General features: G+C 62.5%; 26 protein-coding genes. 9 read left to right on the top strand and 17 right to left on the bottom strand.

The window, feature by feature from the left end; all coding sequences use genetic code 11:
* Positions 1–97: 97 nt before the first annotated feature.
* From KBI52_RS29670 to KBI52_RS29610, 13 genes are all read right to left on the bottom strand, one after another.
* Positions 98–583, bottom strand: coding sequence for a hypothetical protein (locus tag KBI52_RS29670; protein WP_210812590.1), 486 nt, complete (start codon positions 581–583; stop codon positions 98–100).
* Entirely contained in the window at positions 555–1,061 is a 507-nt protein-coding gene (locus KBI52_RS29665; protein WP_210812589.1) for a hypothetical protein, read from the bottom strand. The genes KBI52_RS29670 and KBI52_RS29665 overlap by 29 nt, the downstream gene beginning before the upstream one ends.
* The gene (locus KBI52_RS34320) at positions 1,054–1,260 is read right to left on the bottom strand and encodes an AlpA family phage regulatory protein (protein ID WP_210812588.1); all 207 of its coding nucleotides are present in this window, start codon (positions 1,258–1,260) and stop codon (positions 1,054–1,056) included. Before KBI52_RS34320 ends, KBI52_RS29665 begins: the two co-directional genes overlap by 8 nt.
* 72 nt (positions 1,261–1,332) lie before the next feature.
* On the bottom strand, positions 1,333–1,992 hold the full coding sequence (locus KBI52_RS29655; protein ID WP_210812587.1) for a hypothetical protein: 660 nt from the start codon (positions 1,990–1,992) through the stop codon (positions 1,333–1,335).
* Entirely contained in the window at positions 1,989–3,209 is a 1,221-nt protein-coding gene (locus KBI52_RS29650) for a site-specific integrase (RefSeq protein ID WP_210812586.1), read from the bottom strand. Before KBI52_RS29650 ends, KBI52_RS29655 begins: the two co-directional genes overlap by 4 nt.
* 611 nt (positions 3,210–3,820) lie before the next feature.
* Complete coding sequence (locus KBI52_RS29645; protein ID WP_210812585.1) at positions 3,821–4,663, bottom strand: endonuclease/exonuclease/phosphatase family protein; 843 nt, start codon at positions 4,661–4,663, stop codon at positions 3,821–3,823.
* A gap of 14 nt (positions 4,664–4,677) precedes the next feature.
* The gene (locus tag KBI52_RS29640; RefSeq protein WP_210812584.1) at positions 4,678–5,559 is read right to left on the bottom strand and encodes an ABC transporter permease; all 882 of its coding nucleotides are present in this window, start codon (positions 5,557–5,559) and stop codon (positions 4,678–4,680) included.
* Complete coding sequence (locus tag KBI52_RS29635; protein WP_210812583.1) at positions 5,556–6,389, bottom strand: ABC transporter permease; 834 nt, start codon at positions 6,387–6,389, stop codon at positions 5,556–5,558. The genes KBI52_RS29640 and KBI52_RS29635 overlap by 4 nt, the downstream gene beginning before the upstream one ends.
* A gap of 90 nt (positions 6,390–6,479) precedes the next feature.
* The gene (locus KBI52_RS29630) at positions 6,480–7,613 is read right to left on the bottom strand and encodes an extracellular solute-binding protein (RefSeq protein ID WP_210812582.1); all 1,134 of its coding nucleotides are present in this window, start codon (positions 7,611–7,613) and stop codon (positions 6,480–6,482) included.
* Positions 7,606–8,697 (bottom strand): ABC transporter ATP-binding protein, encoded by a 1,092-nt coding sequence (locus tag KBI52_RS29625; RefSeq protein ID WP_210812581.1) that lies wholly within the window; start codon positions 8,695–8,697, stop codon positions 7,606–7,608. The genes KBI52_RS29630 and KBI52_RS29625 overlap by 8 nt, the downstream gene beginning before the upstream one ends.
* Positions 8,698–8,936: 239 nt before the next feature.
* On the bottom strand, positions 8,937–9,584 hold the full coding sequence (locus KBI52_RS34315; RefSeq protein WP_315974850.1) for a hypothetical protein: 648 nt from the start codon (positions 9,582–9,584) through the stop codon (positions 8,937–8,939).
* A gap of 452 nt (positions 9,585–10,036) precedes the next feature.
* On the bottom strand, positions 10,037–10,672 hold the full coding sequence (locus KBI52_RS29615; protein WP_210812580.1) for an SGNH/GDSL hydrolase family protein: 636 nt from the start codon (positions 10,670–10,672) through the stop codon (positions 10,037–10,039).
* 126 nt (positions 10,673–10,798) lie between these two features.
* A complete protein-coding gene (locus KBI52_RS29610; protein ID WP_173950383.1) occupies positions 10,799–11,062 on the bottom strand; it encodes a hypothetical protein in 264 nt (87 codons plus the stop codon).
* A 138-nt stretch (positions 11,063–11,200) separates the two neighbouring features.
* Between KBI52_RS29610 and KBI52_RS29605 the strand changes: the two genes are divergently transcribed.
* From KBI52_RS29605 to KBI52_RS29595, 3 genes are all read left to right on the top strand, one after another.
* Complete coding sequence (locus KBI52_RS29605; protein WP_210812579.1) at positions 11,201–11,575, top strand: SPW repeat protein; 375 nt, start codon at positions 11,201–11,203, stop codon at positions 11,573–11,575.
* Between the two features lie 69 nt (positions 11,576–11,644).
* The gene (locus tag KBI52_RS29600; RefSeq protein WP_173950381.1) at positions 11,645–11,827 is read left to right on the top strand and encodes a hypothetical protein; all 183 of its coding nucleotides are present in this window, start codon (positions 11,645–11,647) and stop codon (positions 11,825–11,827) included.
* Between the two features lie 67 nt (positions 11,828–11,894).
* Positions 11,895–13,016 (top strand): FUSC family protein, encoded by a 1,122-nt coding sequence (locus tag KBI52_RS29595; RefSeq protein ID WP_210812578.1) that lies wholly within the window; start codon positions 11,895–11,897, stop codon positions 13,014–13,016.
* A gap of 79 nt (positions 13,017–13,095) precedes the next feature.
* On the opposite strand, the gene KBI52_RS29590 is transcribed toward KBI52_RS29595, so the two are convergent.
* A complete protein-coding gene (locus tag KBI52_RS29590; protein ID WP_210812577.1) occupies positions 13,096–14,937 on the bottom strand; it encodes an adenine deaminase in 1,842 nt (613 codons plus the stop codon).
* Between the two features lie 592 nt (positions 14,938–15,529).
* Entirely contained in the window at positions 15,530–15,913 is a 384-nt protein-coding gene (locus tag KBI52_RS29585; protein WP_173950378.1) for a response regulator, read from the bottom strand.
* 100 nt (positions 15,914–16,013) lie between these two features.
* Between KBI52_RS29585 and KBI52_RS29580 the strand changes: the two genes are divergently transcribed.
* Both KBI52_RS29580 and KBI52_RS29575 read left to right on the top strand, forming a co-directional pair.
* Positions 16,014–16,304 (top strand): DUF3572 domain-containing protein, encoded by a 291-nt coding sequence (locus KBI52_RS29580; protein WP_173950377.1) that lies wholly within the window; start codon positions 16,014–16,016, stop codon positions 16,302–16,304.
* A 12-nt stretch (positions 16,305–16,316) separates the two neighbouring features.
* Positions 16,317–17,585 carry a DNA polymerase IV gene (locus tag KBI52_RS29575; protein ID WP_210812576.1) on the top strand — a complete coding sequence of 423 codons (1,269 nt, stop codon included), beginning with the start codon at positions 16,317–16,319 and terminating at the stop codon, positions 17,583–17,585.
* Between the two features lie 147 nt (positions 17,586–17,732).
* Here the strand turns inward: KBI52_RS29575 and KBI52_RS29570 are convergent, their stop codons facing one another.
* On the bottom strand, positions 17,733–18,572 hold the full coding sequence (locus KBI52_RS29570; protein WP_210812575.1) for a cell envelope integrity EipB family protein: 840 nt from the start codon (positions 18,570–18,572) through the stop codon (positions 17,733–17,735).
* A gap of 125 nt (positions 18,573–18,697) precedes the next feature.
* On the opposite strand from KBI52_RS29570, the gene KBI52_RS29565 reads away from it, so the two are divergent.
* The 3 genes from KBI52_RS29565 to KBI52_RS29555 all read left to right on the top strand — a co-directional run bounded on the left by KBI52_RS29565 (position 18,698) and on the right by KBI52_RS29555 (position 21,169).
* Positions 18,698–19,168 (top strand): RidA family protein, encoded by a 471-nt coding sequence (locus tag KBI52_RS29565; RefSeq protein WP_210812574.1) that lies wholly within the window; start codon positions 18,698–18,700, stop codon positions 19,166–19,168.
* Entirely contained in the window at positions 19,165–19,917 is a 753-nt protein-coding gene (locus KBI52_RS29560; protein WP_210812573.1) for a glycerophosphodiester phosphodiesterase family protein, read from the top strand. The genes KBI52_RS29565 and KBI52_RS29560 overlap by 4 nt, the downstream gene beginning before the upstream one ends.
* Before the next feature lie 76 nt (positions 19,918–19,993).
* The gene (locus tag KBI52_RS29555; RefSeq protein ID WP_210812572.1) at positions 19,994–21,169 is read left to right on the top strand and encodes a GNAT family N-acetyltransferase; all 1,176 of its coding nucleotides are present in this window, start codon (positions 19,994–19,996) and stop codon (positions 21,167–21,169) included.
* A gap of 8 nt (positions 21,170–21,177) precedes the next feature.
* Here the strand turns inward: KBI52_RS29555 and KBI52_RS29550 are convergent, their stop codons facing one another.
* Positions 21,178–21,750, bottom strand: coding sequence for an NADPH-dependent FMN reductase (locus KBI52_RS29550; RefSeq protein ID WP_173950371.1), 573 nt, complete (start codon positions 21,748–21,750; stop codon positions 21,178–21,180).
* A gap of 268 nt (positions 21,751–22,018) precedes the next feature.
* Here KBI52_RS29550 and KBI52_RS29545 point away from each other — a divergent pair, with 268 nt between their 5' ends.
* Positions 22,019–23,980, top strand: coding sequence for a PAS domain-containing sensor histidine kinase (locus tag KBI52_RS29545; RefSeq protein WP_210812571.1), 1,962 nt, complete (start codon positions 22,019–22,021; stop codon positions 23,978–23,980).
* The last annotated feature ends 46 nt before the right edge of the window (positions 23,981–24,026 follow it).

Genomic DNA, 24,026 nt, shown 5'->3' with positions numbered 1-24,026 from the left:
GCTACTCCCCATCGATGCCATCACACCCGCCTATTGTTGTGGCTCCTCTAGGGCTGACCTTAGGCTCCAAGGTAGGCAGGTACCCGGGTGGGGCGGTTTAGCCGTCAGGCTCGTCAACGGTACAAGGGAAACCGCTGTTGCAGGGGAGCCTATCAGGTCGCCACGGCACGAAGCGTGGCATGCTTCCGGTTTCGCTCACGCGGTACCCGGCGGCGGCTCCGACCGTCGAATGCATTGCAACAGTTGCCGATCCCTCATGGGCCATTTCCAGCCTTGTCGTGGCCGATACTCCCTGGGCCTGCAGTACGCGAGCGGCTGCGAGGAGCGGCGTCTCACTGACACAAAGCATGTGGCCGTCAAGAAAGGCAGCAAAGCGCCCCCGACCGACTGAGGAGACAATAATGCTGATGGTTTCTTTCGGCGAAGTGGTGCGCTCGATGGTCGGCCGTGCAGTCGTAGCCGGAGCCAAGTTGGAGTTTCCCACCTCTGCCGGGTCTGCAACCGTCGTGAGGTCGCCTTCAGGCGCGAGCCTATGGTTGCATGACGTACTTTCATCAGCCGTGATATAGATGGTCTTGGTCATCTGGGGTTCCTTCGTCGAGATTGCGTTTGGCCACGGTCGGTAGGGCGGTTCCAGCGCCCTGCCGACCATCCATGTCGTCGTCGTCGAAGCCACACAGAATGCGAGCACAGTGCTCGGCCTCCCCGCGCAGAAACTCATCCTCGTATTCAAGACCGCCTGCCACCTCGTTGAACTCGCCCCAACGGTCATACGCGGGTACGTGTTCGTCATGTGCCTGCGTTGAGGCTCTACCTTTCACTGATAGAGTGTCTCTGGGGGATTGAAGGTCTATTGGCTGAGTTCTCACCTTTTTATACGCGGCGTTTTCACCCCTCTTGATGCGCTTGGAGGGAGGTTTCCCCTTCATTGAACTATTGGGTGTTTTCACCTCATTGGTTGTCCTTCGAAATTGGGAGGCTTTCACCGCATCAGATGGTGCCATGCAATGGGGTGGAATGGACCGGATGAGGTCGGCTACCTGTGTTCCGAGTTCAGTCATTGTCACCTCCGCAGGCTGTCTTCTGCCGAGAGGCAAGCCAACCGTCTAGGTCGGATTGACGCCAGCCGATCGAGTGGTTCGTCAGCCGCACTGGTGCCGGAAAATCTTGTTCTCTGATCTTTCGCCACACAGTAGTGCGGCTCAGTCCAATCTGCTGCCTAACTTCAGGCCAGCGGACTATTCGGTCTGCTTTGTGCATGACGTCGCTCCAAGTTTAGGGCGACATCAACATTATGCAGACTGTTTCATGACATCAAAAGGCATTTGAGCCTCAATCGTCGCTCAACTGCCCCGCCCGCATGACCCTGCGCCTGAGGTGTATTCCGTGCTTGACGTGACGATCGAAGCTCTCGAGGACGCTGTTCTCAGTCACACCGAACCTCAGCGGCTGGAGAACCGCGTACGCAAAAGCAAGAAAGTCCTTCTTAGGCCTGGTGCCCTGATCAAGCTCGTCCTGCCAGACATCGTGCAGTTGGTGTACTGCGATATGGAGCCATTCTTTCTTGTTTGGCCCCCCTCTTAGGTCAGGTTCCTCTACATTTCGCTGGAATGTTTCCATCACCCGGAAAAACTCGCAGTACTTTTGAATTCTATTTGCAAGTTCTTCATCGACAAATGACTTGGAGACACTGCTTGGGTTTGCGCTGAAGGCCATCGGATCAAAGTGAAGCACAGTAAATCGTAGATTTTGTATTAAAGCGTCGAGCGCTCGCATTCCTTGGATAAAAAGCTCGCCTGCCTGCGCTGCATCCTCTAATGTTTTCTTGCTGTGTCCGTCCTTCTTGTTGCGATATGAGGCATATGCTCCGTATACAATAAACCCGACCTTCAAACGGATCCATAAGGACTCTTTGCTCGACGGATCGCGGGATCGATCGGCAATCGACAGAAGACGCACCCATTCTTCGTCGGTAAAGATGTCGAAGTTCAAAGCGTTTGTCCCCCAAGCCGAATGACGTTTGCTGAAGTAGGTGAGCCGATCAGGATCGCTTGCAACTCCCGGTCTAGGGCCTCCAATGCACGACGCTTCTGCGCCAGGTAGTTGTGCCGGTCATAGACGCTGCCAGTAATCGTCGCTTTCGTGGTGCTGGCATGGTTGAGCACCCGGCCGATCGTCATCTGATCGATTTCGAGCCGCCCCATCAGCGTGGCGGCGGTCCTGCGCAGGTCATGCGGTGTCACCACCTCCGTGAACAACCCAGCCCGTAGCGCCTCCATAGCCTTGGCCAGGTTCTGAGAGGTGAGTGATTTACCGCGGGGGGTGACGATCAGAGGTCCGGCTGTACCTTTAATTTTAGCGATCTGGGTCACGATCTCCAGCGCCTGTCCGACGAGCGGAACCTTATGCTCGATTTTGTTCTTGGCTCGGCTCGCCGGAATGGTCCACACACCAGACCCGAGATCGATTTCTTCAGCGCGAATGCCCGCGCACTCGCCAGGACGCTGGCCTGTCAAAAGAATTAGCCGAAGCGTGTCGCGGAAGGCGGGAGCGGCCTGCTCCGTCATCTGCCAGAAGCTTCGGATTTCCTCATCGGTCAGCACCCGATCCTTTGCGACTTCAATGGTTCGCTTCCGCAGCCCAGTCACCGGGTTCGCCGTGACCAGCCCCTCGGACATGCCCCAGGAAAAGACAGAGGAGATCGTGTTCTGGAGCCGATTGGCCAAAACCGGGGCGCGAGCAGCCACCTTGTCGAGTAGGTTCGCGACGTCAGTTCGGTGCACCCCCTCAGCAGGGCGATCGCCCAACACAGGAATGACATCACGCTGAAGCACCGCCTCATAGTCACGCCACGACCGGAGCTTGACCTTCGCGTAGCGGGTCAGGAAATGGTCGACCAGGCCAGCAACTGTGAGCGCCTCCCGGGCGGCCTTGACGCCAGCTATAGGATCCTGCCCATCCTGAACCAGCCGCCGCAGGGCCAAAGCTTTCTCTCGAGCCGCAGACAGTGACCAAGCCGGGTAATCTCCAATTGTGTATCGCCGCTGCCGTGGGGTGCCCTTTGGTCGGTAGATGAAGCTCCAAGATTTCGCGCCGGAGGTGACGCGAAGGCAGAGTCCCTTCGCCTTCGCGTCATAGACGATCAGGCGCTGGCCGGGTGCGGCACGGAGGGATCGGATTTCGACATCGGTGAGGGCGCGAGCAGGCATGGGTCCAAACACTCGTGAATGCGGGTCACACCGGGGTCACAAAAGAGTGACACTGTGTGAATAAATGCGCAACCGGTTGGAACACTAAGTGACGGTAGAATAAGGATTATGCGACAATAAGAAAACGTCTGAAACCAGATTTCATGGTTGCCAAGATTAAGTGATCGGCTGACGTCAAGCTTCCGAACCGTCCGAAGAACCGCCCCACGCCGGGCGGTTTTTTCGTTTTCGGCAGCGCTCAAGGCGGATTTGGACGGGCGAGATTCGCCGGGCTCGCGAAACCGCCGCTTAGGAGAAGGATATCCCGAGCCAGAGCGTGATGAATGCGAGAGACGTGGCAACGATCATCCACTCTGCGGCTGTCAGCCTGTTCGAATGTGCCGCTGTTTTGATCTGGTCCATGGCAGGCCCCCTTGTACCCTTGGGGCCGCTGAAGCGCGTCAGCCCCGTTTGAACGCAGCGAACGATAGGACCGAATGGAGCACAGAGATGTGCCCGGTGGCACATGGAGGTTCAGGCTGAGTCATCATGTCTGAGGCATTGCGGCCGTAGGCAGCGGCGCTTGGGATGGGATGCTCCCGCCGGAGGCCGCCATCGTTGCGGCCGGTCTGCTAGAGATCGAGCTCCAGCAAGACAGGCTGATGATCGGAGGCCTGAGTCTCCTGGTCGTAGGAGATGCGTCTGACCCGAGGAGCAATGTCGTCGGTCACGAACACGAAATCGCAGCAATGGGGCGGCCCGTTCGACTGTTCGAAAAGGCAGAACGAAGTCGGGTGCGGTTGGGCTCCATGGGCCACCTGCCACGCATCGAGAAGGGCAGGCACCTCATGGGCGAAAGGCTCCGAGATCCGCTGCTTCACCGGATCCGGCGGACGCATGTTGAAGTCGCCGGTCAGGACGGCGGATGCCGAAGTGGGGAGACGCGCATAGGTGCCGGGCCCGTCCTCGCGCGGGGTGGCGACGCGCTCGCAGGCACAGCGATGGGCCTCGCGGATACCCTCGACCTGCGCCCGCCGCAGCATGTCGGAGGAGTATTCCAGATGCGTCGTCATCACGCGAAGAGGCCCGGACGGCGTCTCGACTGTCGCTTCCAGAAGGAGACGCGGCATGTTGCGGGTCGGGGCGGCCTCCCACGGCAGGGTATGGCGCAGCACCTGCCCAACCGGCTGGCGGGACAGGATCATGTTGCCGAAGCGACGCCGGCGCCCTGCCCCGTCCGGAATATCGAGCGCCACACCCTCCACGGCCGTGTAGTTCGGAAGAAGCCCCGCCAGTTCGGCGAACTGGTTTCCTCCATCATTGCCCTTGAGATCGGAAAAGTTGTCCGAGACCTCCTGGAGGCAGAGCACGTCGAAGTCCGCAGTGGCGCGCGCCTCGTCCACCAGCCTTCGCAGATCGACGTTCCCGTCGATACCCAGGCCCCATTGAATGTTCCAGGTGATGATTCTGAGCATGCCGCGCCGCTTCCCTACTGACCGACCTTACTCAGCACGTCGGCTTTCAGGAAGCGCTCAATGACGAGCATGAAGACCACTGAGGGAACGAGCAGGATGAGAGCCGTGATGGACGCGATCTGGTAGTTGCCGCCCATACTCGCATTGTAGAGAAGCAACGGGAGCGTCGTCACCTGAGGGACACCGACGAAGAAGGTCCCGGTGAACTCGTCGAGCGATTCGAGAAAAACGAAGATCGCGCTCGCCATGATGCCAGGTGCCGCGAGAGGCAGGGTCACGGTGAAGAACGTCCGTAGCGGCGAGGCGCCGATATTGCGCGCCGCAAGTTCGAGGTCGCGATCGACGGCCGCAAAGGCCGCAGCTGCGATCCATACCGAATAGACCAGGCCGTGAGCCGCATGCACCAGCACGACGCCGGTGATCGTTCCGGTGAGCCCGATGCTGTAGAAGACCCGAGCGACGTTGATGTAGATTGCCACCGACGGAAACGCCTGAGGCAGCAGGAACAGGATCATCAGGGCCGTCCGCCACGGCAGCTTGAGGCGGGCCAGTGCATAGCCTGCCGGGACCGAGACGGCGAGTGCCACCATGACCGTCAGGCAGGCGATGCCGACGCTCGTCATCAGCGACGTCATGGCGTCGCCGGTCGGACGAAAGACGACCTCCCAGTAGCGGAGACCGTAGGAAACAGGCAGCTTGAACGGCGTGTACCACCGCTCCGCCACGGACCAGAGGACGAGATTGGCGAGAGGGCCGAACAGCAGGAAAGCGAACGCTGCAAGCCCCGCAACCTTCAGGACGGTGGATCCGAACGCCCAAAACTTTCTTTCGGACCCAGGGCGGGCACCTGCCTCGGCGAGCGGGAGGGCGGACGAAGCCTGGATCTTGCCGCTCATGTCTGCACCTCGCGCTTCACGCTGTGGCGGAGATAAATCCACGCGACCGTGCCCGCGATGGCATAGGAGATCACGCCGAGTGCGTTGGCGGTCGCGTAATCGCCGTAGGAATTGATGCGGAACGCCATGTCGACGGTGAGCATGGTGGGCTGCGAGCCCGCGACCATCATCGGAACCGACAGGACCGACAGCATGGTGACGAAGGAGAGGACGAGGCCGACGAGGAGCGTCTGAGCCACCTGCGGCAGGACGAGTTCGACGAGAACCCGGATCCGCGAGGCCCCGAGATTCCGTCCCGCCTCGATGGTGGCGCGGTCGATCGACGCCATGGCTCCAGCCAGCATCAGCGTCACGAACGGAACCTGCTTCCACACGAACGTGATGATGATGCCGCGCCAATCGAGAAGGCTCGTGGCCTGAAGCGGCTCCATCAGCCCGAGCGCCACGAAGGAATTGTTCATGAGGCCGTTCTTGGCGAGGAAGGTCCGCATGCACTGGGCCGCCACGATGAACGGGATGAAGAGCGGCCAGCGATAGAGGGCTCGCAAAGCCGCAACGAGCCAGGGCGTCTCACCGAGCGTGAGGATGCCCGCTATCGCGATGGAGACCAGAGCGGTCAGAAGGGTCGAGACGACCACGATGAAGAGCGTGAAGAGAATGTCCGTCGAATAGAGCTCGTAGGCCTTCTGGAAGTGCGCGAGCGACAGGCCCCTTCCCGGCTCCGTGAAGGCTGCCGCGAGCGAGAAGCCGAGCGGGTAGAGAAACAGCGCGCCGATCATCGCGAGTGCCGGCGCGACGAGCAGGAGGCCGAGGAGTGACGGTTTCGCCATGATGTGGGACTGTTCCGGTCACGATGGAGTATCGGACATGGTGTCGTGCAGGCAGCCCGTCCTTCGGGCCGCCTGCCGTGGCTGATCGCCTTAGTTAGCGACCTTCTTCTCGTAGGTCTCGAGGATGTCGTTGAAGTACGGACCGATCGGGAACGCCTTGCCGTTGGCCGCGAGCGTGTCCGGCGGAATGTCGGCGAAGAGCTGGTTCCAGGCCGCCTGATCGAGCTTCCCTTCCAGGTTCTTGGCGTCGATTCCCGGGTACCAGTTGAACCGCTTCACGATGCCCTCAGCCTGCACGTCCGGGCTCGTCGCCAGGGCGATGAACTCGGCGGCGAGCTTCTCCTGCGCCGTCTTCGAGGGAATCGCGTAATACATGGGCTGGCCGGGCATGCCAGGCGACACCAGCTTCAGGCGCATGTTCGGCGGAAGCTTGCCGTCGGCCTTCCACGTGTAGAACATGTCAACCCAGACCGGCCCCATGGCGATTTCGCCGCGGTTAAGCATGTCGAGCGTGCCGGCATTGCCGGGCGTGATGACGACGTTCTGGTTGAACTCCTTCAGATCGGCCATGGCCTTGTCCCAGCTCGCCTTCGTGGCGGCATCGTAAGGCCCCTTCTCGAGCTTCGCCGGATCGCCGCCGAAGGCCGAGATCCACCCGGTCACGAAGGCGACGCCCGACATGCCGCCCTTGATGCCGTTGTAGCCGAACTGCTTCGGATTTTTCTTCACCCACTCGCGCAGCTCGGCATAGTTGTTGGGCGGACTCTTGATCAGGTCCGGATTGTAGGCGATCGCCGTTTGCGAGTGGAACATGGGCATGACGTAGCCGGAAACGTCGGTGCCGAGCGAGTTTGTCGCGGTGTCGCGGGTCACGAGCTTGCCGGTGGGAAGCGAGTCCCGGTACTTCTTGAGCAGATCCCCCTGCACCATCGTGCCGGCGGCCTTCTGGTGGATGACCACCACGTCGAAGTCGGATGCGGCGGCAGCCTGCTTCTGCGCATCGAGCTTCTCGAAGATCTTCTGGGATCCGCCGTCTCCCGGCCCGGTGCCGACGGCCACGACCTTCACGCCCGGATGGCTCTTCTCAAAGAGCGGCCCGAGATAGTCCTTGATGTAATCGACCATGTTCTGGTCGCCGGCCGTCGCGACATTGAGCGTCTGCGCACTGGCCGCACTGCTCAAGAAAAAGGCTGCGAGACCCGCAGCCAATAGGCGTTTACGCATGGGATCCTCCCGAAGTCTGGGTTTGGGGAAACAGGTGCAACGACGCCAGCGGGAGGCGCAGGCCTACCGGGCGGTCGAGCTCGTGATAGCGGTCGTCCGTCACAGTGAAGTGACGGTCACCGACCGCGATCACGTACCTGTAGTGTCCTCCCGGATACGTTCTCTGCGTAATTCTTCCGGGCAGGACGATCGCCCCGTCGATCCGCGCGTGCGGATCGTCGAGGGAAGCGATATCGTCGCGAAAATAAGCCGTGACGGGACCCACGGGCACTTGGCCGCCATAGTTCGCGGTGCTGCCGTCGTCGACCCTCACCTCTACGCCGGTTCCGGCAGCGCGGACGTCGAGGTCGAGGGTGTTCTCAGCCCCCATGAAGCTGGCCACGAAAGGCGAGTTCGGATGGTCGTAGACCTCTTTCGGGGCTCCGACCTGCGCGATCCGTCCAGCATCCATCACGACGATCCGGTCGGCCATCGTCATGGCTTCCTCGCGGTCGTGCGTGACGTGGATCGCCGTGAAGCCGAGGCGGCCCTGAAGAGCCTTGATTTCGGACCGGAGCTGAATCCGCACCTTGGCGTCCAGATTGGACAGGGGCTCGTCGAGAAGAAGGATTTGCGGCTCGATCGCCAGCGCCCGCCCCAGGGCGACGCGCTGGCGCTGACCACCCGAGAGGTTCGTCACTTTCCGGTCCTCCAGACCGGAAAGGTTCAGCATCTTCAGAACGGCAGCGACTCGGGAGCGGATCTCGTCCTTCCGCATGCCGCGGAGGCGAAGGCCGTAGCCGACATTGCCGAGAACGGTCATGTGCGGCCAGAGCGCATAGGACTGGAACATCATCGCCATGCCGCGCTTCTCCGGCGGCGTGTTCACCACATCCCGGCCAAACAACCGGATGGCACCGCCGGCGGCCTTCTGAAATCCCGCGATGGTGCGCAACAGGGTCGTCTTCCCGCAACCGGACGAGCCGAGGATGGCGATGAACTCTCCGGGTGAGACCGTGAGGCTGACCCCATGAAGCACGCGCTGGCTGCCATAGCTGACCTGAAGATGATCGACATCGATGGCGGCAGAGACAGGGCTGTCCACGTCTGAGTATCCTCCCGAGTGCGCTTTTCGCGTCTCTTATTGGAGGAGAAGATCACATTTAAATGTCAGTGGAAAGAGTAACCGAACGTCAGCGCCACGGCTCCAAAAGGGCTATCAGGCCCGTGTGGGAACGGGCGCTGCTTCCATATCGGTAGCCTTCCAAATGAAACCGCCCCGATCGGGGCGGTTTCGGCATTGGCGTTGACAATGGACGATCCCGTCCGTGCGGGCACCGTCTATCAGCGGTAGACACCGTCGATCCGGCGGATCCGTTGAACGTCGCGCCGGTTGATCGAGCCCGTCGTCACCACATCGCGTCTGACCGAGCGTACGAACCCCGCGCGTTGGCGGTCCCTGTAGACGACGCGCGTCACCGTCCGGGGTTGCCGGTAGACAACGCGGCTGCCGTAGACCGGCTGACGGTAGATCACGCGGTTGCCATAGACGGGCTGGCGATAGACCACGCGGGTTCGGTACACGGGGGCCGGCTGGTAGACCACCCGCGTCACCGGCGCCGAGTAGTACCCATAGGCGGGGGCGCTGTAAGCGGGATAGTTGTAGGCGGCAGGATAGCCATAGCTGTAGCCGTATCCATTCGCCGGGTATCCATAAGGATAGCCATAGCCCGGATAGGCATAGGCCGGAGTGGCGGCTGCGGTCAGAAGGCCGCCGAGCACCGCACCGCCGATTAGCCCCGCCGCGACGGCCCCGCCATTGCCCCATCCGCCGCCCCGATAGTACCGGGGATAGTAACCACCATTCCACCCACCGCCGCCATGCCAGCCGCCACCGCGCCAGCCACCACCGCGCCAGTGCTGAGCATCCGCCGTGCCGATGCTCGCGACGGTGACGAGGGTAATGCCAGCCAATAAAGCAAACTTCCTCATGGTGACCTCTCAAGAAGTGACGAAGAGCATTCCTCGCAACAACAATTCAACCGCGGGATTTTGGTTCAAAGCTTGGCCGCCGAATTCATCGGATTTGTTCAATTGGAACAATGATTTCTGACATTCTGTTCATAATTGGTTGCAATTATGGGGATCCGTTCCGATCGACCGCGGCTAGTGTTGCGGTTTCGACAATCCTATCCGATTGGCTGCCTTCCGCCAGGCTGCCTCACGTCGCTTGGCCAGGGAGATGTCGTGTCGACGATCGAACGCGACGGGATCGAGAAAAACGGCGAGGTCTTCGATGTGTTGCGAGATGCAATACGCTTCAGTCATGACGGAACTTTACCCTCATCGACGACGAATTCCGAAAGGACCGACATAATGAGGCAGGCAGCGGGAAGTTCCTGGGCCGACGTGCGGGCGTTGCGACGCTGGGGGCGGGAAACCCGCTACTGCGCGTAGATCTGCGATCTCGGGAAGATTGTGTTCCCCGCCACCACTTGGGCAATGACCGAAGCGATCTTGTCGCCACCCCTGGCCGAAGGTTCGATGGGGTTCGCATAATCATCAGGCTCGTCGCAGATCAGGCGCAGGTCGATGAGATGAAGCCGTCGCGAAAAGGCCTCACGCATAATGACATCGTTGAAGATCGCCAGCGCCGTGACGACCAGACGCTGCTCCTGCGGATCAGGGAATCGGGCGTCGTAGATCGTGCAGAGGGCGGTCGGCAGGCGCCTCTCGAGGACGGCGTCCAGCATGGTCCGGTAATTATGGGCAAACTCGTCCCTGACATCCGCCAGCTTCGTCATCACTTCGGCGACGGAGACCGCACGTTCGCGCAGAACTCCGCTGTTGCGCAAGGCATCGTTGCCGCCGGCGCTGACGATGAGATGGCTCGCATCCGTCGGAACGCGGTCGAGCTGCTGTTGGACCCCGGTAGTGACGGCACCGTCGACCGCGCAGAGGGTCGCCTTCCAGCCCTGCGGCAGCCTGGCCTGAACCTGCGCCGCCACGTCGGGTTCGCCGCGACGCACATACGCACCGTTATCGAAAATGCTGTCACCGAGCAGGATGACGTGGCTCATCGGACCCCTCCCGTCGCGCGACAACCTCCTGGGACACACCCTTGTTCCTGTCCGATTTGATGCGGCAGGTGCGCCACGAACGTTCGCGAGGCACAACCACCTTCTGACCTCCGGTTCTCCCGTCGATCAAGCTTGTGGGCCGCTGTCCGGTTGGAAGAACGGCGCGAAATGGCCAAGCCAGGAGGCGAGCCAGGCTTCCAGAGCAGCCTTGGCGGCGTGCTCTGTCGGCCCATAGCCCCACGCGTCCTCCTGCAGGGGCGTCGACCAGATCCAGAACCGATTGCTCCCATCGTAAGCCACGCTCCCGACCTCGACCGGGCCCACGAAGCCGACATGACGGTTGAGCGGCACTCCCGCGACCTGATCCTGCTGCCACCGTATCCTGCTCATCGACCCTTCTGCCGTTCTCTGAAGCATTCTGCCAATTAGCGCGTTCCCTCCCTCCCACAAGCCGCAGCCGTGCGGGCAAGGAACGCGATTCATAAAGGAACGTTGGAGCAGACGCGGTGCGGCACGAGGGATCCTGACATGCGTTTTCTTCCGACTAAAGTGCATGGGATGATCGACTACCTTTGGGGCTTGGCGCTTCTGTCCGCGCCATGGCTCTTCGGCTTTGCGGACAATTCGGCTGCGACATGGACGGCCGTCGCGTTCGGCCTTGGAGCGATTCTGTATTCGGCCATTACCGCCTATGAGGTCGGGCTACTCAAGCTCCTGCCGATGCCCCTGCACCTCATCCTCGACGGGGTCGCCGGGCTCGCCCTCGCAGCGTCGCCCTTCCTGTTCGGGTTCGCCGATCGGGTTTACTGGCCGCACGTTCTCTTCGGCCTCTTCTCCGTGGCCGCAAGCCTGAACACATACCTGGAGCCGGTCCTGCCGACAGGGCGCCGGGAACCTGCGTGACCGCCCCAAATGCTCGATTGACGGAGGCCACAGGGAGGCGCAGCATCAGGGCCCTCAAGGGAGGCGCCCATGTTCGAGCAGGCCGTCCAAGTGAGTGAGGCGTTCCGCCAAAGCGCGCATCAGATGCAGGGATCGCTCCACATGGCGTTGAAAGGCTGCCCCGAGTGCCGGACGACGCAGATGATCGCCTCCCCGGCTCTCGGCATCTGCGAGGATTGCGGATCGAGCCTGGTCGTGCTGCCTGTTGAATGAGATCAAACCGTCTTTCCCGTGGCCTGCGTCCGGTCGCACGCTCTATGCTCTGCGGGCGGAGAATCGCATGGCATCGTCCGGGTGGATCGAACGGTTAGGCAGCCTCATCGGAGTGCGCCCTGCGGAGTTGAAGCTGGCGTTTCGCGTCACCATCGCTGGCGCCCTCGCCTATGCCGTCACGAAGCTCTTCGACCTTCCGCAAGGATATTGGGCCGTCATCACGGCCGTGGTGGTGATGCAGGCAAGCGTCGGCGGCTCGCTCAAGGCTGCCGTCGAGCGGTTCAGCGGTACCCTGGCCGGGGCCGTCTATGGCGGCCTGGTCGCCGGCTTCGTTCCTCACACCTCGCCCTTGAGCTTGGGACTGGCCATCGTGGTGGCGTTGTTTCCGCTGGCGCTTCTAGCGGCGGTCAAGCCAGCATTCCGGGTCGCGCCGATCACCTCTCTCATCATGCTTCTGCCCCCCACCGGCCAGGCGATCGGCCCCATCGCCTCGGCCTTCGACCGGGTGCTGGAGATCACCCTCGGCAATATCGTCGGTGTCCTGGTCTCCCTGTTCGTCCTGCCGGCGCGGGCGCATACACTGATGGCGGAGGCGGCCGCGAAGGTCGTGTCCCTGAACGCGGACCTGTTCTCCATCTTCATCGAAGAGCTCACCGACGGTCCGAAGGGCCGCTCCGCGCTTCAGACGCTTCATCCGCAGATCCGCTCCGCTCTGAAGAAGGCGGAGGCTGCAGCCGAGGAGGCGACGCGGGAGAGAAAGAGCCGTCTCACGGAAGCGCCCGACCCGGAGCCTCTCATCCGTACCCTGTATCGGGTGCGCCACGACCTCGTGATGATCGGCCGCGCGGCTTCCGGCCCTCTGCCGCCCCTCATTCGGGAGCGGCTCAGCCCCTCCCTCAATGCCCTGCACGAAGCCACCCGCAGGCTCCTTTTGGATCTTGCGCAAGCCCTCTATAATCGCAGGACACCCCAAGGAGCGGCCGCCTTCGAGGAAGCCTTGAACGCCTTTACTGTCGAAGCGGAAGCGCTCCGGTCTCCTTCCCTCATGCGGGAGCTGCCGGGAAAAGCCTTCGGACAGGTCGTCGCCCTTGGCTTTGCGCTCGAACAGTTCAGGCAGGACCTTGGCGATCTTCTTCTCCGAACCGGGGATTTGGCCTTGGACCGCACGGCCCACCCTGACGAAAGGTGAAGCGCGCGGCGGGAATGTCAGGGTTTGCCCTCCCCGGGTTCGACAGCCTCGCTCCGGGCTGCTGCTCCGCGACGAACGCTTAGCGCTCGTAGAGTGGCACGAGTTCCATCTGCGGCACGAGCACCAGCCCCTTGTCGGTGATGCGGATCTCCGGAATCACCGAGAGCGGGATGAGATTGAAGCCCATATAGGGAATCCTGCAGCCCGCCTTCTCCCAGGCGGCCTTCAGGGTCCGGGTCTCCTCGGCCACCTCGGTCACGCGCTTGTCGGAGAGAAGGCCTGCGATTGGAAGCGGCACCATGGCGACGACCTTGCCCTGATCGACCACGCAGACGCCGCCTTGCGCTTCGATGATGGCGTCGAGCGCCACCTGCATGTCGCCTTCATTCGTTCCTGCAACGATCAGGTTATGGGAATCGTGCCCGACGCTGCTCGCGACGGCCCCGCTCTTCAGCCCGAAATCCTTGAGCAGCCCGTGGGCGATTCCGGCGCCGCCGGTGCGGCCGTGGCGCTCGATGACGGATACGAAGGTGAGATCGTTCTTGGCAAGCAGCGCATCCCAATCCCGTTCAGGCTGGAGCCGGACTCTGTCATGGAAGAGGACGATGCCCGGCAGGGCGACGCGGATCACATTGGCCTCGCAGGCCTCAACGGGAAGTTCCGGGATCAGCTTCGGCCGCTTCGCAACGTGAACCGTCCGGTACGCCTCGGGAGGATAGCGATAGCGATTGGAGAGCGCCGCATCGAGCACGGGCGTAATCCTTCTGCTCTCGACGACGAGCTCGCCCCCATACCAGGTGTTCTGCACCTCGAGATCGTCGTTGAGCAGCACCACATCGGCGCGGCGTCCGCCGCCGAGGCCGCCGATCTCGCCCTCCATGCCGAAGCGCGTGGCCGGGTGCAGGGCGCCCATGCTCCATGCCTGCTCGCGCCCGATGCCGGCCCGGCGCGCCTCACGCGTGACCCAGTCCATGCCGAACAACATCAGATCGTCGGCGTCACGGTCATCGGTACACACGCAGATGCGCTTGTGAGAGGAGCCGAGCTCCGTGACGGTCTTGATGGCCTCGGGAAGCGAGTGCCACGGCGTAGTCGGCGGTCCGCCCCGCAGGAAGATCCAGACACCGGCATCGAGCAGGTCGTCGGCGATGTCCCGGTCGATGGCTTCATGCGTGTCCGTCACGCCGCTGGCCGCGTAGGCGGCCACGAAATCGCGGCCGTAGATGTGGCCCGAGACCGGCTTGCCGCGCTCCAGGGCCGCCGCGAGGATCGCGTGGCTCCTCTCGTCGCCCATGGTGATGGGCACGAAATCCATCTTCTCGCCGAGCGCCGCCGCCTCCGGCCAGCGGTCGAACAGGGCCGCAATCTTGTCGGGAGTCAGGTCGCCACCCGCCGTTTCCAGGTCCGGCGAGGTGGCCGGTACGGTGCTCGGCACCGTGAGGAAGATGGAGAGCGGCGCATGGCGCGCGTCTTCCAGCATCATCTCGATCCCGGCAGCGTCCATGACGTTGCCGATCTCGTGACTGTCGCAGAAGATCGTCGTGGTCCCGTTGAGCAGCGCCGCTTCCGCATAGGCGCAGGCCGTGATCATGCTGCTCTCGATATGGATATGTGGATCCACGAGTCCCGGCGCGACGATTCCGCCCCTCGCATCGTAGACCCGGCCCGGCGCTCCATTGACCTGGCGGTGGGCGCCGGCAGGCTTCACGGCCGCGATCCGCCCTCCGGCAATCCAGACCTCGCGCTCCGGCGCGATCCGCTCGCTGTAGGTCGACAGCACCCGGGCGCCCGTAATCACCAAGTCGGCGGGTGCCCGGCCCGAAGCCACGTCGGCGAGCCGGCGGGTCATGGTCGACAGGGGAGCCACGGAGAACCGGGTTAGGGCCGTCCTGGGCGGCAGCGAAGGTGTGCGATGATCCATGATCCCTCATCCCGTTTGAACGTCGTTGCCGCAACGTAGCAGGACGAGGCAGGAATCGCATCTCGGATCAGGCCGCGTTCCGGAACTTCCCCGAGTGGGACACGCTTGGCCGCCGCTTGCCCCACGAAGTCAGGCTCCCGCCGAACGGATATGAAAAACTGTCCCTTACGAAGGGACAGGACGAGCCTGGGTCGAAACAAAAAAGGCGCCTTGCGGCGCCTGAATGCAGGATAATGAAGTTGGTGGCCAGCCGGGGACAGCGTTGAGGAGGCAACGATCTGCCCCCAGGCTGGCCGAGCCCCCGAACTCCCAGGAGATGCGGCGGACCTGAGCATCCGTAGGGCATGACTTCCGCTGAAGAGCATCGTGGAATCGAGGGACCGGAACCACTATTCGCCGGCGCGGCCCTCTAGGCCCGCACGATGCGCTAAGGCGGAGACTTGCGCTGAACGTATAGGAAACATGGAACGATGCAAGCGCCCGTGTGGCCAAAAAGCGGCATTTCCCAAAAAAACTTAAAGCCAAGTCATCTCAAGGAGATGAATCCCTGTTTTGAAGCTTCGAGTTGGACCCTGCCATGGATTCGGCCTACTTATGGCGACTTGCTGTCCGCCTCAAGGTAGGTCTTCACCGTTGCGATGAACTTGGACACTGAGATCGGCTTCGACATATAGGCTTCGCAGCCCCCTTCCCGGATGCGTTCCTCGTCCCCCTTCATGGCGAAAGCCGTGATGGCGATGACTGGGATCGACTTCAGCTCCTCATCGGCCTTAAGCCAGCGGGTCACCTCGAGGCCCGACACCTCGGGCAGCTGGATGTCCATAAGGATCAGGTCCGGCTTGTGGGCGCGGGCCAGCTCCATGGCCTCAATGCCGTGGCTGGTCTTCAAGGTCGCATAGCCGTGAGCCTCGAGGAGATCGTTGAAGAGCTTCATGTTGAGTTCGTTGTCCTCAACGATGAGCACAGTCTTCTTCATGGCCGCTTTCCCCGGGGCTCCAGATGTACTTCACCGGCCCAATGGTTCATTTGATGATATAGTTAGGTCCCAACCTATTGATGAAATGCAAATTGACAGCATGAACACTCCCTTAAAAAGAGTTACACGGCAGGAGGCCGAAAATGTCGCACTTGAGGCGTTTTCCTTCCTGACCGCCGATGAGGAGCGCCTCGGCCGTTTCATGGCCGTCTCCGGGCTGCAACCGGACACCATCCGGTCGGCGGCCTCGTCGCCCGGTTTCTTTGCCGGTATCCTGGATTACGTTGTCTCCGACGAGCCGCTGCTGATCGCGCTTGCCAAAGAACTGAACACCAAGCCGGAGCACATCATGCAGGCTCATTGGACCCTCTCGCCATCCGAGTTCGAATAATCCCATCCGCCGATGAGCGAAGCCCCCTTCTGCCGCGACTGCCTGACGCTTTCCACCGATCGATCGGCCGGACGATGCGCGGCTTGCGGGTCTCCCCGCCTCCTGCGGCATATGGAGCGGGACAGCCTCTCGATCGCGCATGTGGATTGCGATGCCTTCTTTGCCGCCGTCGAGAAGCGGGATGACCCGAGCCTTGCGGACAAACCGGTCATCATCGGCGGCGGAAAGCGGGGCGTCGTCTCGACGGCCTGCTATGTGGCCCGGACGTACGGGGTCCGCTCAGCCATGCCCATGTTCCAGGCGCTCAAGCTTTGCCCCGAGGCAATCGTGATCAAGCCGAACGGAGAGAAATACAGCAAGGCGGGCCGCGAGGTGCGCGAGCTCATGCGGGAATTGACCCCCCTGGTGGAGCCCGTCTCCATCGACGAGGCCTTTCTGGATCTGACCGGGACGGAAAGGCTGCACCATGGCAGCCCTGCCCTGACCCTCGCCCGTTTCGCCCGTAAGGTGGAGCGGGAGATCGGAATCAGCATCTCGGTCGGCCTCTCGTACAACAAGTTTCTGGCCAAGGTCGCCTCGGACCTGGAGAAGCCGCGAGGTTTCTCGATCATCGGACGCGACGAGGCGGCAGCGTTCCTCGCCGACAAGCCGGTCGGGATCATTCCCGGGATCGGAGCATCGGCCCAGAGCAGGCTTGCCAAGGTGGGAGTATCCCGGATCTCCCACCTGCGTGAGGTACCGTTGAAAATTCTGTTCGAGGCCCTCGGCCGGGATTCGCAGCGCCTGTCCCGTCTCGCCTGGGGCGAGGACAGGCGGCCCGTCACCCCGGAGCGGGAGACGAAAAGCATCTCGGCGGAAACGACTTTCGAAACGGATCTGAAATCCTTCGAGGATCTCGAACCGATCCTGTGGCGTCTCTCGGAGAAGGTCTCACGCCGCCTGAAGATGGCCGGCCTTGCCGGTCAGAGCGTGACCTTGAAGCTGAAGGACAAGGATTTCCGGCTTCTGACCCGGACCCGGTCGGGCTTGGCACCGACGCAGCTTGCCGCCCGCCTGTTCGATCCGGCCCGGCAGCTCCTGAAAGCGGCCTGCGACGGTACCGCCTTCCGCCTCATCGGCATCGGGGCAGCCGATCTCTGCGACCCTGCCGACGCGGACAAGGGTGATCTCGCGGATCAGAGTGTCGTCCGCCAAGCCCATATGGAAGCTGCGATCGACAAACTGCGCGACAAGTTCGGAGCGAATGCCGTTCAGAAGGGCATCGTGCTGCGCAAACGGTAGAGCATCGGACCCAAACGCGGACCTACTTTTGGGTCCGATGTTCCTGCCTCTTCGAAGAGCGCGCCGTTCGAGCGGAGAACCGGATCCATTTTTCACGGACGTGGCTTTCCGGGTCGCTGACGCGGCCCACCGGGTCCGCACGATGCGTTAATGGCTGCAGGAACTGGACGCCTGCAGGTCGAGACTTTTCAGCTCTCCTTTCAGAGCAAAGTCCCCATAATCGAGCTTCAGGTCCCGGCTGACGCCGTTCTCGTAAAGCTGGAACGAGATCGTGTAGACAGGCGTGCGATCCGCCTTGCCTTCCTCGAAGTAGCTGATGGTGATGGGCCAGCGCGCGACGGAGGCGAGCTTTTCGCCCTGTGCGACGTCCTCGAGCGAGGCCGAAGCGGCGCCCGCCTCGATTTTCCGGCCGATCAGTCCGAGGGTCTCATAGACCTTGTCGCCCTTGTTGGAACCGTCATAGACCTTCACGGACAGGGTGGTGTCCCCCCGGCGTCCCGCCTCGATTAGCCGCTTCAGGTGCTCGGTCGGAAACACGGTCTCGCCCGGCGCCCCGAACGCTTTTCTCTTGGGCTGCTTCAGGTCGACATTGAGATTGCCCTGCGGCGTGAGTTTGGCGTCGCCGTCCACCTCGCCATCCTTGATCATGCCCTGCCGGAACGAGCTGGACTTGAAATGCATGGATCGGCCGTCGCCCGCCTCATACGTGGCGGTTTGGATGTCGAGCGTGTTGGAGCCGGACTCGCTGCTGTTGAGGATCGTCACCTGGCGGTACTTGAGGGTGTAGCCCTCGCAGGCATCGCCCCCGAATTCCATGGCGATCCGCCCCGTCGCGTGATCGACGCCATTGGACCCGCCGGCTCTCAACAGGGACAGGTCATAAACCGCCCTGTGAGGAACCAATTTGACCGAAGGCCTTGCCGTTTGGGCAGAGGCAGGAGCAAGCAAGGCGATGGACAGGCCGCAGGCCGCAACGAGGAAACGCATATCTTCTCCCGATCCGATGCCAGGCAGGATAGGGTCCTCGCGCGGACAGGGCAATGTTCCCGCTTGCGTCCTTACGGCTCATCCGCCACTACTCCGTCCGGATGATGTCACAAAACGAGGCTCCCATGAGTGCAGTCGACAAGAAACTTCAGGAACTGGGAATTACACTTCCGATGCCGGCCGCGCCGGTCGCGAATTATGTCCCATTCGTCAGGACCGGGAACCTGGTCGTCATCTCCGGGCAGCTCTGCCTCGGGGTGGACGGGAAGCTGGCCGATGCGCACAAGGGCAAGCTCGGTGCCGAGATCTCTCCTGAGATCGGCCAGGAGGCGGCGCGGCTCTGCGCGATCAACCTGCTCGCGCAGCTCAAGGCCGCCGTCGGCGACCTCGACAGGGTCACGCGCTGCGTCCGCCTCGGCGGCTTCATCAATGCGGTGCCGACCTTTGCGGCCCTCGCTCCCGTGATGAACGGCGCCTCGGACCTGATGGTCGAGGTTCTGGGCGATGCAGGCCGACATGCCCGCTCCACCATCGGGGTCGCCGAGCTGCCGCTTGACGCCTGTGTCGAAGTTGAAGGGATGTTTGAAGTCCAATGAGCACCCCAAGCTGGCTCGTCGCGAAGCCCATCGCCCATCGCGGCCTCCACAACAAGGGGGAAGGCGTCATCGAGAACACCGTCTCGGCTGCTGAAGCGGCCATTGCACGTGGTTTTCCCATCGAGCTCGACGTTCAGCTGACCGCCGACAACGAGGCCATCGTCTTCCACGATTTCGAGCTCAACCGCCTGACTGGTGAGACGGGGCTCGTCGCAGAGCGCAAACTCTCCGACCTGAGCAAAATTGAGATCGTCGGCGCCACGGGCGGAGACAGGATCCCGGCGTTGACCGACTATCTCGCCACGATTGCCGGGCGTACGCCGCTGGTGATTGAGATCAAGAGCAAGTTCAACGGCGACCTGCGATTGACCAAGCGGGTCATCGAGATCCTAGCGGATTACAGCGGCCCGTTCGTGGTGAAGTCGTTCGATCCGGATATCGTGGCCCATTTGCGGGCGAATGCTCCGAACATCACGCGCGGATTCATCGGCGAGCTGGAATATGGCTCGAAGGCTGACAGTTTCCTGACGCCCGAGATGAAGCACCGGATGGCCAATCTTCTGCACTTCTCGGACACGCAGCCGCACTTCCTGTCATGGCGCGTGAAGGACATCCCCTGTGCTTCGACCCATCTCAGCCGAGTCCTGGGCAACCTGCCCGTGATGACCTGGACGGTACGGACGCCGGAGGATCGCGCCCGTGCCGAAAAGCACGCCGACCAGATGGTCTTCGAGGGCTTCCTGCCCTAAGGTCCTGCCGCAACGGTTGCAAGGATCCCGCCGAGCCATTAGCTCTTGATGCCTAACGGCGGGATCCTTCGACCCAGTGACATTCCAAGCCAAAATCGCACAAGGCCTGAAACTTGTCCCGGCCGCCGACTGGGACGCATGTGCGCTCGATACGGGTTCCGGCCACGACGACCCGTTCAACCCGTTCTTGTCCCACGCCTTCCTGTCCGCCCTGGAGGATTCCGGCTGCGTCGGCGGAAGGTCCGGGTGGGCGCCGGTTCATGTGCTCATCGAGGACGAGGCCGATAAGCTGCTTGGTGCTGCTCCCTGCTACCTCAAGTCCCATTCCATGGGCGAGTACGTCTTCGACCATTCCTGGGCCGATGCCTATACGCGGGCCGGCGGACGGTACTACCCGAAGCTCCAGGTGGCCGTTCCGTTCACGCCGGTCACAGGCCCTCGCCTGCTCGTTCCGGACGGACCGCGCTCGGCGGAGATCCGCTCCGCTCTGATTGCCGGCTTGAGGGCCCTGCGCGATCAGACCGGCGCATCCTCCATACACGCAACCTTCCTGCAGGAAGCGGATCTCCAGGCACTCACATCGGAAAAGTTTCTCCGACGGGACGACCAGCAGTTCCACTGGTTCAATGAGGGTTACGGCCGCTTCGAGGATTTTCTCGGAGCCCTTGCCTCCCGCAAGCGCAAGGCGATCCGGCGCGAGAGGCGCGACGCCCTCGCGAACGGCATCTCAGTCGAGTGGGTCTTGGGCAAGGACATCACCGAGGCGCACTGGGACGCCTTCTTCGCGTTCTACATGGATACCGGTTCCCGCAAATGGGGCCGCCCCTATCTCAACCGCCGCTTCTTCTCGCTGATCGGCGAACGGATGGCCGAGCGCATTCTCCTCGTCATGGCCAAGCGCAGCGGTCGCCACATCGCCGGGGCGATTAACTTCGTCGGCGACAAGCGACTCTACGGACGCAACTGGGGCTGCATCGAGGACCATCCCTTCCTGCATTTCGAGGTCTGCTACTATCAGGCCATCGAGTTCGCCATTGCGCACGGGCTGGATCGAGTCGAAGCCGGAGCCCAGGGAGACCACAAGCTCGCCCGAGGCTACAGGCCCGTCATCACCTCCTCGGCGCACGACATCGCGGACCCCTCCCTGCGCCGGGCAGTTCAAGCCTATCTTGATCAGGAGCGTCTCTACGTCTCCGAGGCTGCCGGCGAACTGGCAGCCGCTACACCGTTCCGGCACCGTGAAGAGGATTAGTACCCGGCTCAAGGCATCCTGGTGTTCCGCCCTGCGGCGACGTACGCGGTGAAACCCTCGAGGAATTTGCGCAGCTGCTCCTCGACCTTCTGATCGGCAATGGTGCCATCCTGGTTGAAGACGGTTTGGGCCCGCGACACCATCAGACGTCCCCCGGCCCAGAAATCCGCTCTGAGCGTCCGCAGGACCGGAAGCCACGCGTCCTGAGAGAGAATCGTGCCGAACCCGCCCGGCGATGCTCCGATGACCGCGACCGGCTTCCCACCGAAGACGCGCTTGATGTCCGAGTCCGGTCTTGAGAGCCAGTCGATGGCGTTCTTGAACACTCCGGGGATGGAGTTGTTGTATTCGGGCGTGACGAGAAGAAGGCCGTCCGCAGCCGCGATGGTCTCTTTCAACTCCGTCACCCGCGCCGGAATACCTTCCTGCGTTTCGACATCGCCGTCGTAGAGCGGGATCCCTCGGATGGTCTCGACGACCAGTTCCGCGCCTTTGGGCATCAGGCTGGCGGCATTCCGCAGCAAGGCGGAATTGTACGAAGCTTCGCGCAGGCTACCCGAAATGCCGATCAGTTTCGCCACATCGACCTCTTTCGCCGTCGGGCTCTGCGCCCGGGAGTCGGGCCGCTCACCGAGAGCCGCGCCCGAGACGCTAAGATTCCGGATCTGGCAAGTCAAACTGCGGCTGGGCCCGCAATCACGTCCGAAGTTGCGTCACCCGGTCTCGACCGCCACTCTAGAAAAAGCAGGACATCAGTTCATATGTGGACTATGGACCACACGACTTTCCGCTGCACTCTCAGACATTCATGAGCACCTGTTCCGCCTGCGTCATCCGCGAGCATCCCTGATGCAGGAGCTTGTGAAACCTCCACATGTCTTCCCCGCCAACGGCGGGGCCATGGGCGAGCGCATCCGCCGCCACGAGTGGTCGACCACAGCGGTTGGACCGATCGAGACATGGCCGCAGTCCCTGCGAACCGCCGTCAGCATGATGCTGCATTCCAAGTTTCCGACCTTCATGGCGTGGGGCAATGAGCTGACGAGCTTCTACAACGATGCCTACGCTCCGATGCTCGGATCGAAGCCTGAGGCACTTGGGCGCTCATTCCGGGATGTCTGGGCGGAGGCATGGGGCACGGTCGGCCCGATCGCTGAACGAGCCCTTCTGGGCGAGGCAAGCTACTTCGAAGATCTGCCGATCACCATCGAGCGCAATGGATATCCCGAGCAGACATGGTGGACGTTTTCCTACAGCCCGATCCACGATGAGACCGGCGGCGTCGGCGGCATTCTCTGTATCGTACACGACACGACCGCGAAGGTTCACGGCGAACGGCGGCTCGGGTTTCTGGTCCGCCTGAGCGACCGCCTGCGCAGTTTGAACGAACCGCTTGAGGTCATCACGGCTGCCCAGGCGATGCTGGGCGAGCACCTCAAAGCGAGCCGCGTCGGCTACGGAGAGGTCGAGGAGACGGCCCGCTACTTCACTACGGAGCGGAACTGGACGGACGGAACGGTCGAGCACCGGACCGGGACGCACGACCTGGCGGCATTCGGTCCGGAGATTCATGGCGCCCTCAAACGCGGTGAAACCCTGATCGTGCATGACGCTGCCGCCGACCCGCGGACCAATTCTCCCGAGCACCTGGCTGCCTTCGCCTTCCTCGAGTTCTCCTCCGTTGTCACCGTCAGTCTGATCAAACACGGGCGCATGGTCGCGGCCCTCTACGTTCACAACCGGGAGCCGCGCCTCTGGAGCGAGAGCGAAGTCAAACTCATCGAGGACGTCGCCGAGCGGACCTGGGATGCCATCGAGCGCATCCGATCGGAGGCGGCCCTTCGCAAGAGCGAGGAGCGCCTTCAGCTCGCCCTCGAGGCGTCGAGCGTTGTGGGAACCTGGGACTGGGACATCCAGTCCGATCTGGTTTATGCGGACGAGCGTTTCGCCACGTTGTACGGGGTCGACCCCGCACGAGCCGCGACGGGAGCGCCCATCGCCGGCTTCCTGAAAGGCGTTCATCCGAGCGACCGCGCCCGGATCGAGGACCTGATTCGGGAAGCGTTGGACACGGGGCGCACTCTGGCCGCGGAGTACCGCACGATCGACGGATCCGGACAGGTCCACTGGGTTTTCGCCCAGGGACGCTGCTACCGGGCAGCTGGGCAGCCGGTCCGGTTTCCCGGCGTCTGCGTCGACATCACCGAGAGAAAGAGAGCCGAGGAACACCGGGAGCTTCTCATCAACGAGCTGAATCACAGGGTAAAGAACACCCTGGCGACCGTACAATCCATCGCCTCTCAGAGCCTGCGCAATGCGGAAACCACAGAAGCGGCCCGCTCGGCCATGGAGGCTCGCCTGCTGGCGCTCTCCCGCGCCCACGATGTGCTCACGCGCGAAAATTGGGAGGGGGCCGGACTGGTCGAGATCGCCAGGGAGGCGCTAGCCCCCTATCGCCACGACCGCGAGAACCGGCTGCATGTGGAGGGCCCGGATGTGCGCCTCTCGCCCCGGATGGCGCTCGCCATCGCGATGGCCCTGCAGGAACTAGCGACCAACGCCGTGAAATATGGCGCTCTCTCCAATGCCTCGGGCGAGGTGCGGGTGGCATGGGTGGTCGAGCAGAAGGGTGAGAAACGCCTGCGCTTCAGCTGGACCGAGACAGGCGGCCCTCCGGTGAAGGCTCCACGGCGGCGCGGCTTCGGCACGCGCCTGATCGAGCGGAGCCTGGCTCAGGATCTCAACGGCGAGGCCCATATCACGTTCGCTCCGACCGGGATCATCTGCACGGTCGACGCCGCCTTCGCGTGAGCGCCAAAGGAAAAGCCGCACCGGCTGTGGGCCGCTGCGGCTTCCT

The sequence above is a fragment of the Microvirga sp. HBU67558 genome, assembly GCF_018069605.1.
Taxonomy (GTDB): Bacteria; Pseudomonadota; Alphaproteobacteria; order Rhizobiales; family Beijerinckiaceae; genus Microvirga; species Microvirga terrae.
This window is presented reverse-complemented; position numbering and strand designations above follow the sequence as displayed.

Bases quoted from the DNA above. Each gene is read 5' to 3' on its own strand.
- KBI52_RS29670 (WP_210812590.1), bottom strand. From the start codon at position 583: ATGACCAAGACCATCTATATCACGGCTGATGAAAGTACGTCATGCAAC.
- KBI52_RS29665 (WP_210812589.1), bottom strand. From the start codon at position 1,061: ATGACTGAACTCGGAACACAGGTAGCCGACCTCATCCGGTCCATTCCA.
- KBI52_RS34320 (WP_210812588.1), bottom strand. From the start codon at position 1,260: ATGCACAAAGCAGACCGAATAGTCCGCTGGCCTGAAGTTAGGCAGCAG.
- KBI52_RS29650 (WP_210812586.1), bottom strand. From the start codon at position 3,209: ATGCCTGCTCGCGCCCTCACCGATGTCGAAATCCGATCCCTCCGTGCC.
- KBI52_RS29645 (WP_210812585.1), bottom strand. From the start codon at position 4,663: ATGCTCAGAATCATCACCTGGAACATTCAATGGGGCCTGGGTATCGAC.
- KBI52_RS29640 (WP_210812584.1), bottom strand. From the start codon at position 5,559: ATGAGCGGCAAGATCCAGGCTTCGTCCGCCCTCCCGCTCGCCGAGGCA.
- KBI52_RS29635 (WP_210812583.1), bottom strand. From the start codon at position 6,389: ATGGCGAAACCGTCACTCCTCGGCCTCCTGCTCGTCGCGCCGGCACTC.
- KBI52_RS29630 (WP_210812582.1), bottom strand. From the start codon at position 7,613: ATGCGTAAACGCCTATTGGCTGCGGGTCTCGCAGCCTTTTTCTTGAGC.
- KBI52_RS34315 (WP_315974850.1), bottom strand. From the start codon at position 9,584: ATGAGGAAGTTTGCTTTATTGGCTGGCATTACCCTCGTCACCGTCGCG.
- KBI52_RS29615 (WP_210812580.1), bottom strand. From the start codon at position 10,672: ATGAGCCACGTCATCCTGCTCGGTGACAGCATTTTCGATAACGGTGCG.
- KBI52_RS29610 (WP_173950383.1), bottom strand. From the start codon at position 11,062: ATGAGCAGGATACGGTGGCAGCAGGATCAGGTCGCGGGAGTGCCGCTC.
- KBI52_RS29605 (WP_210812579.1), top strand. From the start codon at position 11,201: ATGCGTTTTCTTCCGACTAAAGTGCATGGGATGATCGACTACCTTTGG.
- KBI52_RS29600 (WP_173950381.1), top strand. From the start codon at position 11,645: ATGTTCGAGCAGGCCGTCCAAGTGAGTGAGGCGTTCCGCCAAAGCGCG.
- KBI52_RS29595 (WP_210812578.1), top strand. From the start codon at position 11,895: ATGGCATCGTCCGGGTGGATCGAACGGTTAGGCAGCCTCATCGGAGTG.
- KBI52_RS29590 (WP_210812577.1), bottom strand. From the start codon at position 14,937: ATGGATCATCGCACACCTTCGCTGCCGCCCAGGACGGCCCTAACCCGG.
- KBI52_RS29585 (WP_173950378.1), bottom strand. From the start codon at position 15,913: ATGAAGAAGACTGTGCTCATCGTTGAGGACAACGAACTCAACATGAAG.
- KBI52_RS29580 (WP_173950377.1), top strand. From the start codon at position 16,014: ATGAACACTCCCTTAAAAAGAGTTACACGGCAGGAGGCCGAAAATGTC.
- KBI52_RS29575 (WP_210812576.1), top strand. From the start codon at position 16,317: ATGAGCGAAGCCCCCTTCTGCCGCGACTGCCTGACGCTTTCCACCGAT.
- KBI52_RS29570 (WP_210812575.1), bottom strand. From the start codon at position 18,572: ATGCGTTTCCTCGTTGCGGCCTGCGGCCTGTCCATCGCCTTGCTTGCT.
- KBI52_RS29565 (WP_210812574.1), top strand. From the start codon at position 18,698: ATGAGTGCAGTCGACAAGAAACTTCAGGAACTGGGAATTACACTTCCG.
- KBI52_RS29560 (WP_210812573.1), top strand. From the start codon at position 19,165: ATGAGCACCCCAAGCTGGCTCGTCGCGAAGCCCATCGCCCATCGCGGC.
- KBI52_RS29545 (WP_210812571.1), top strand. From the start codon at position 22,019: ATGCAGGAGCTTGTGAAACCTCCACATGTCTTCCCCGCCAACGGCGGG.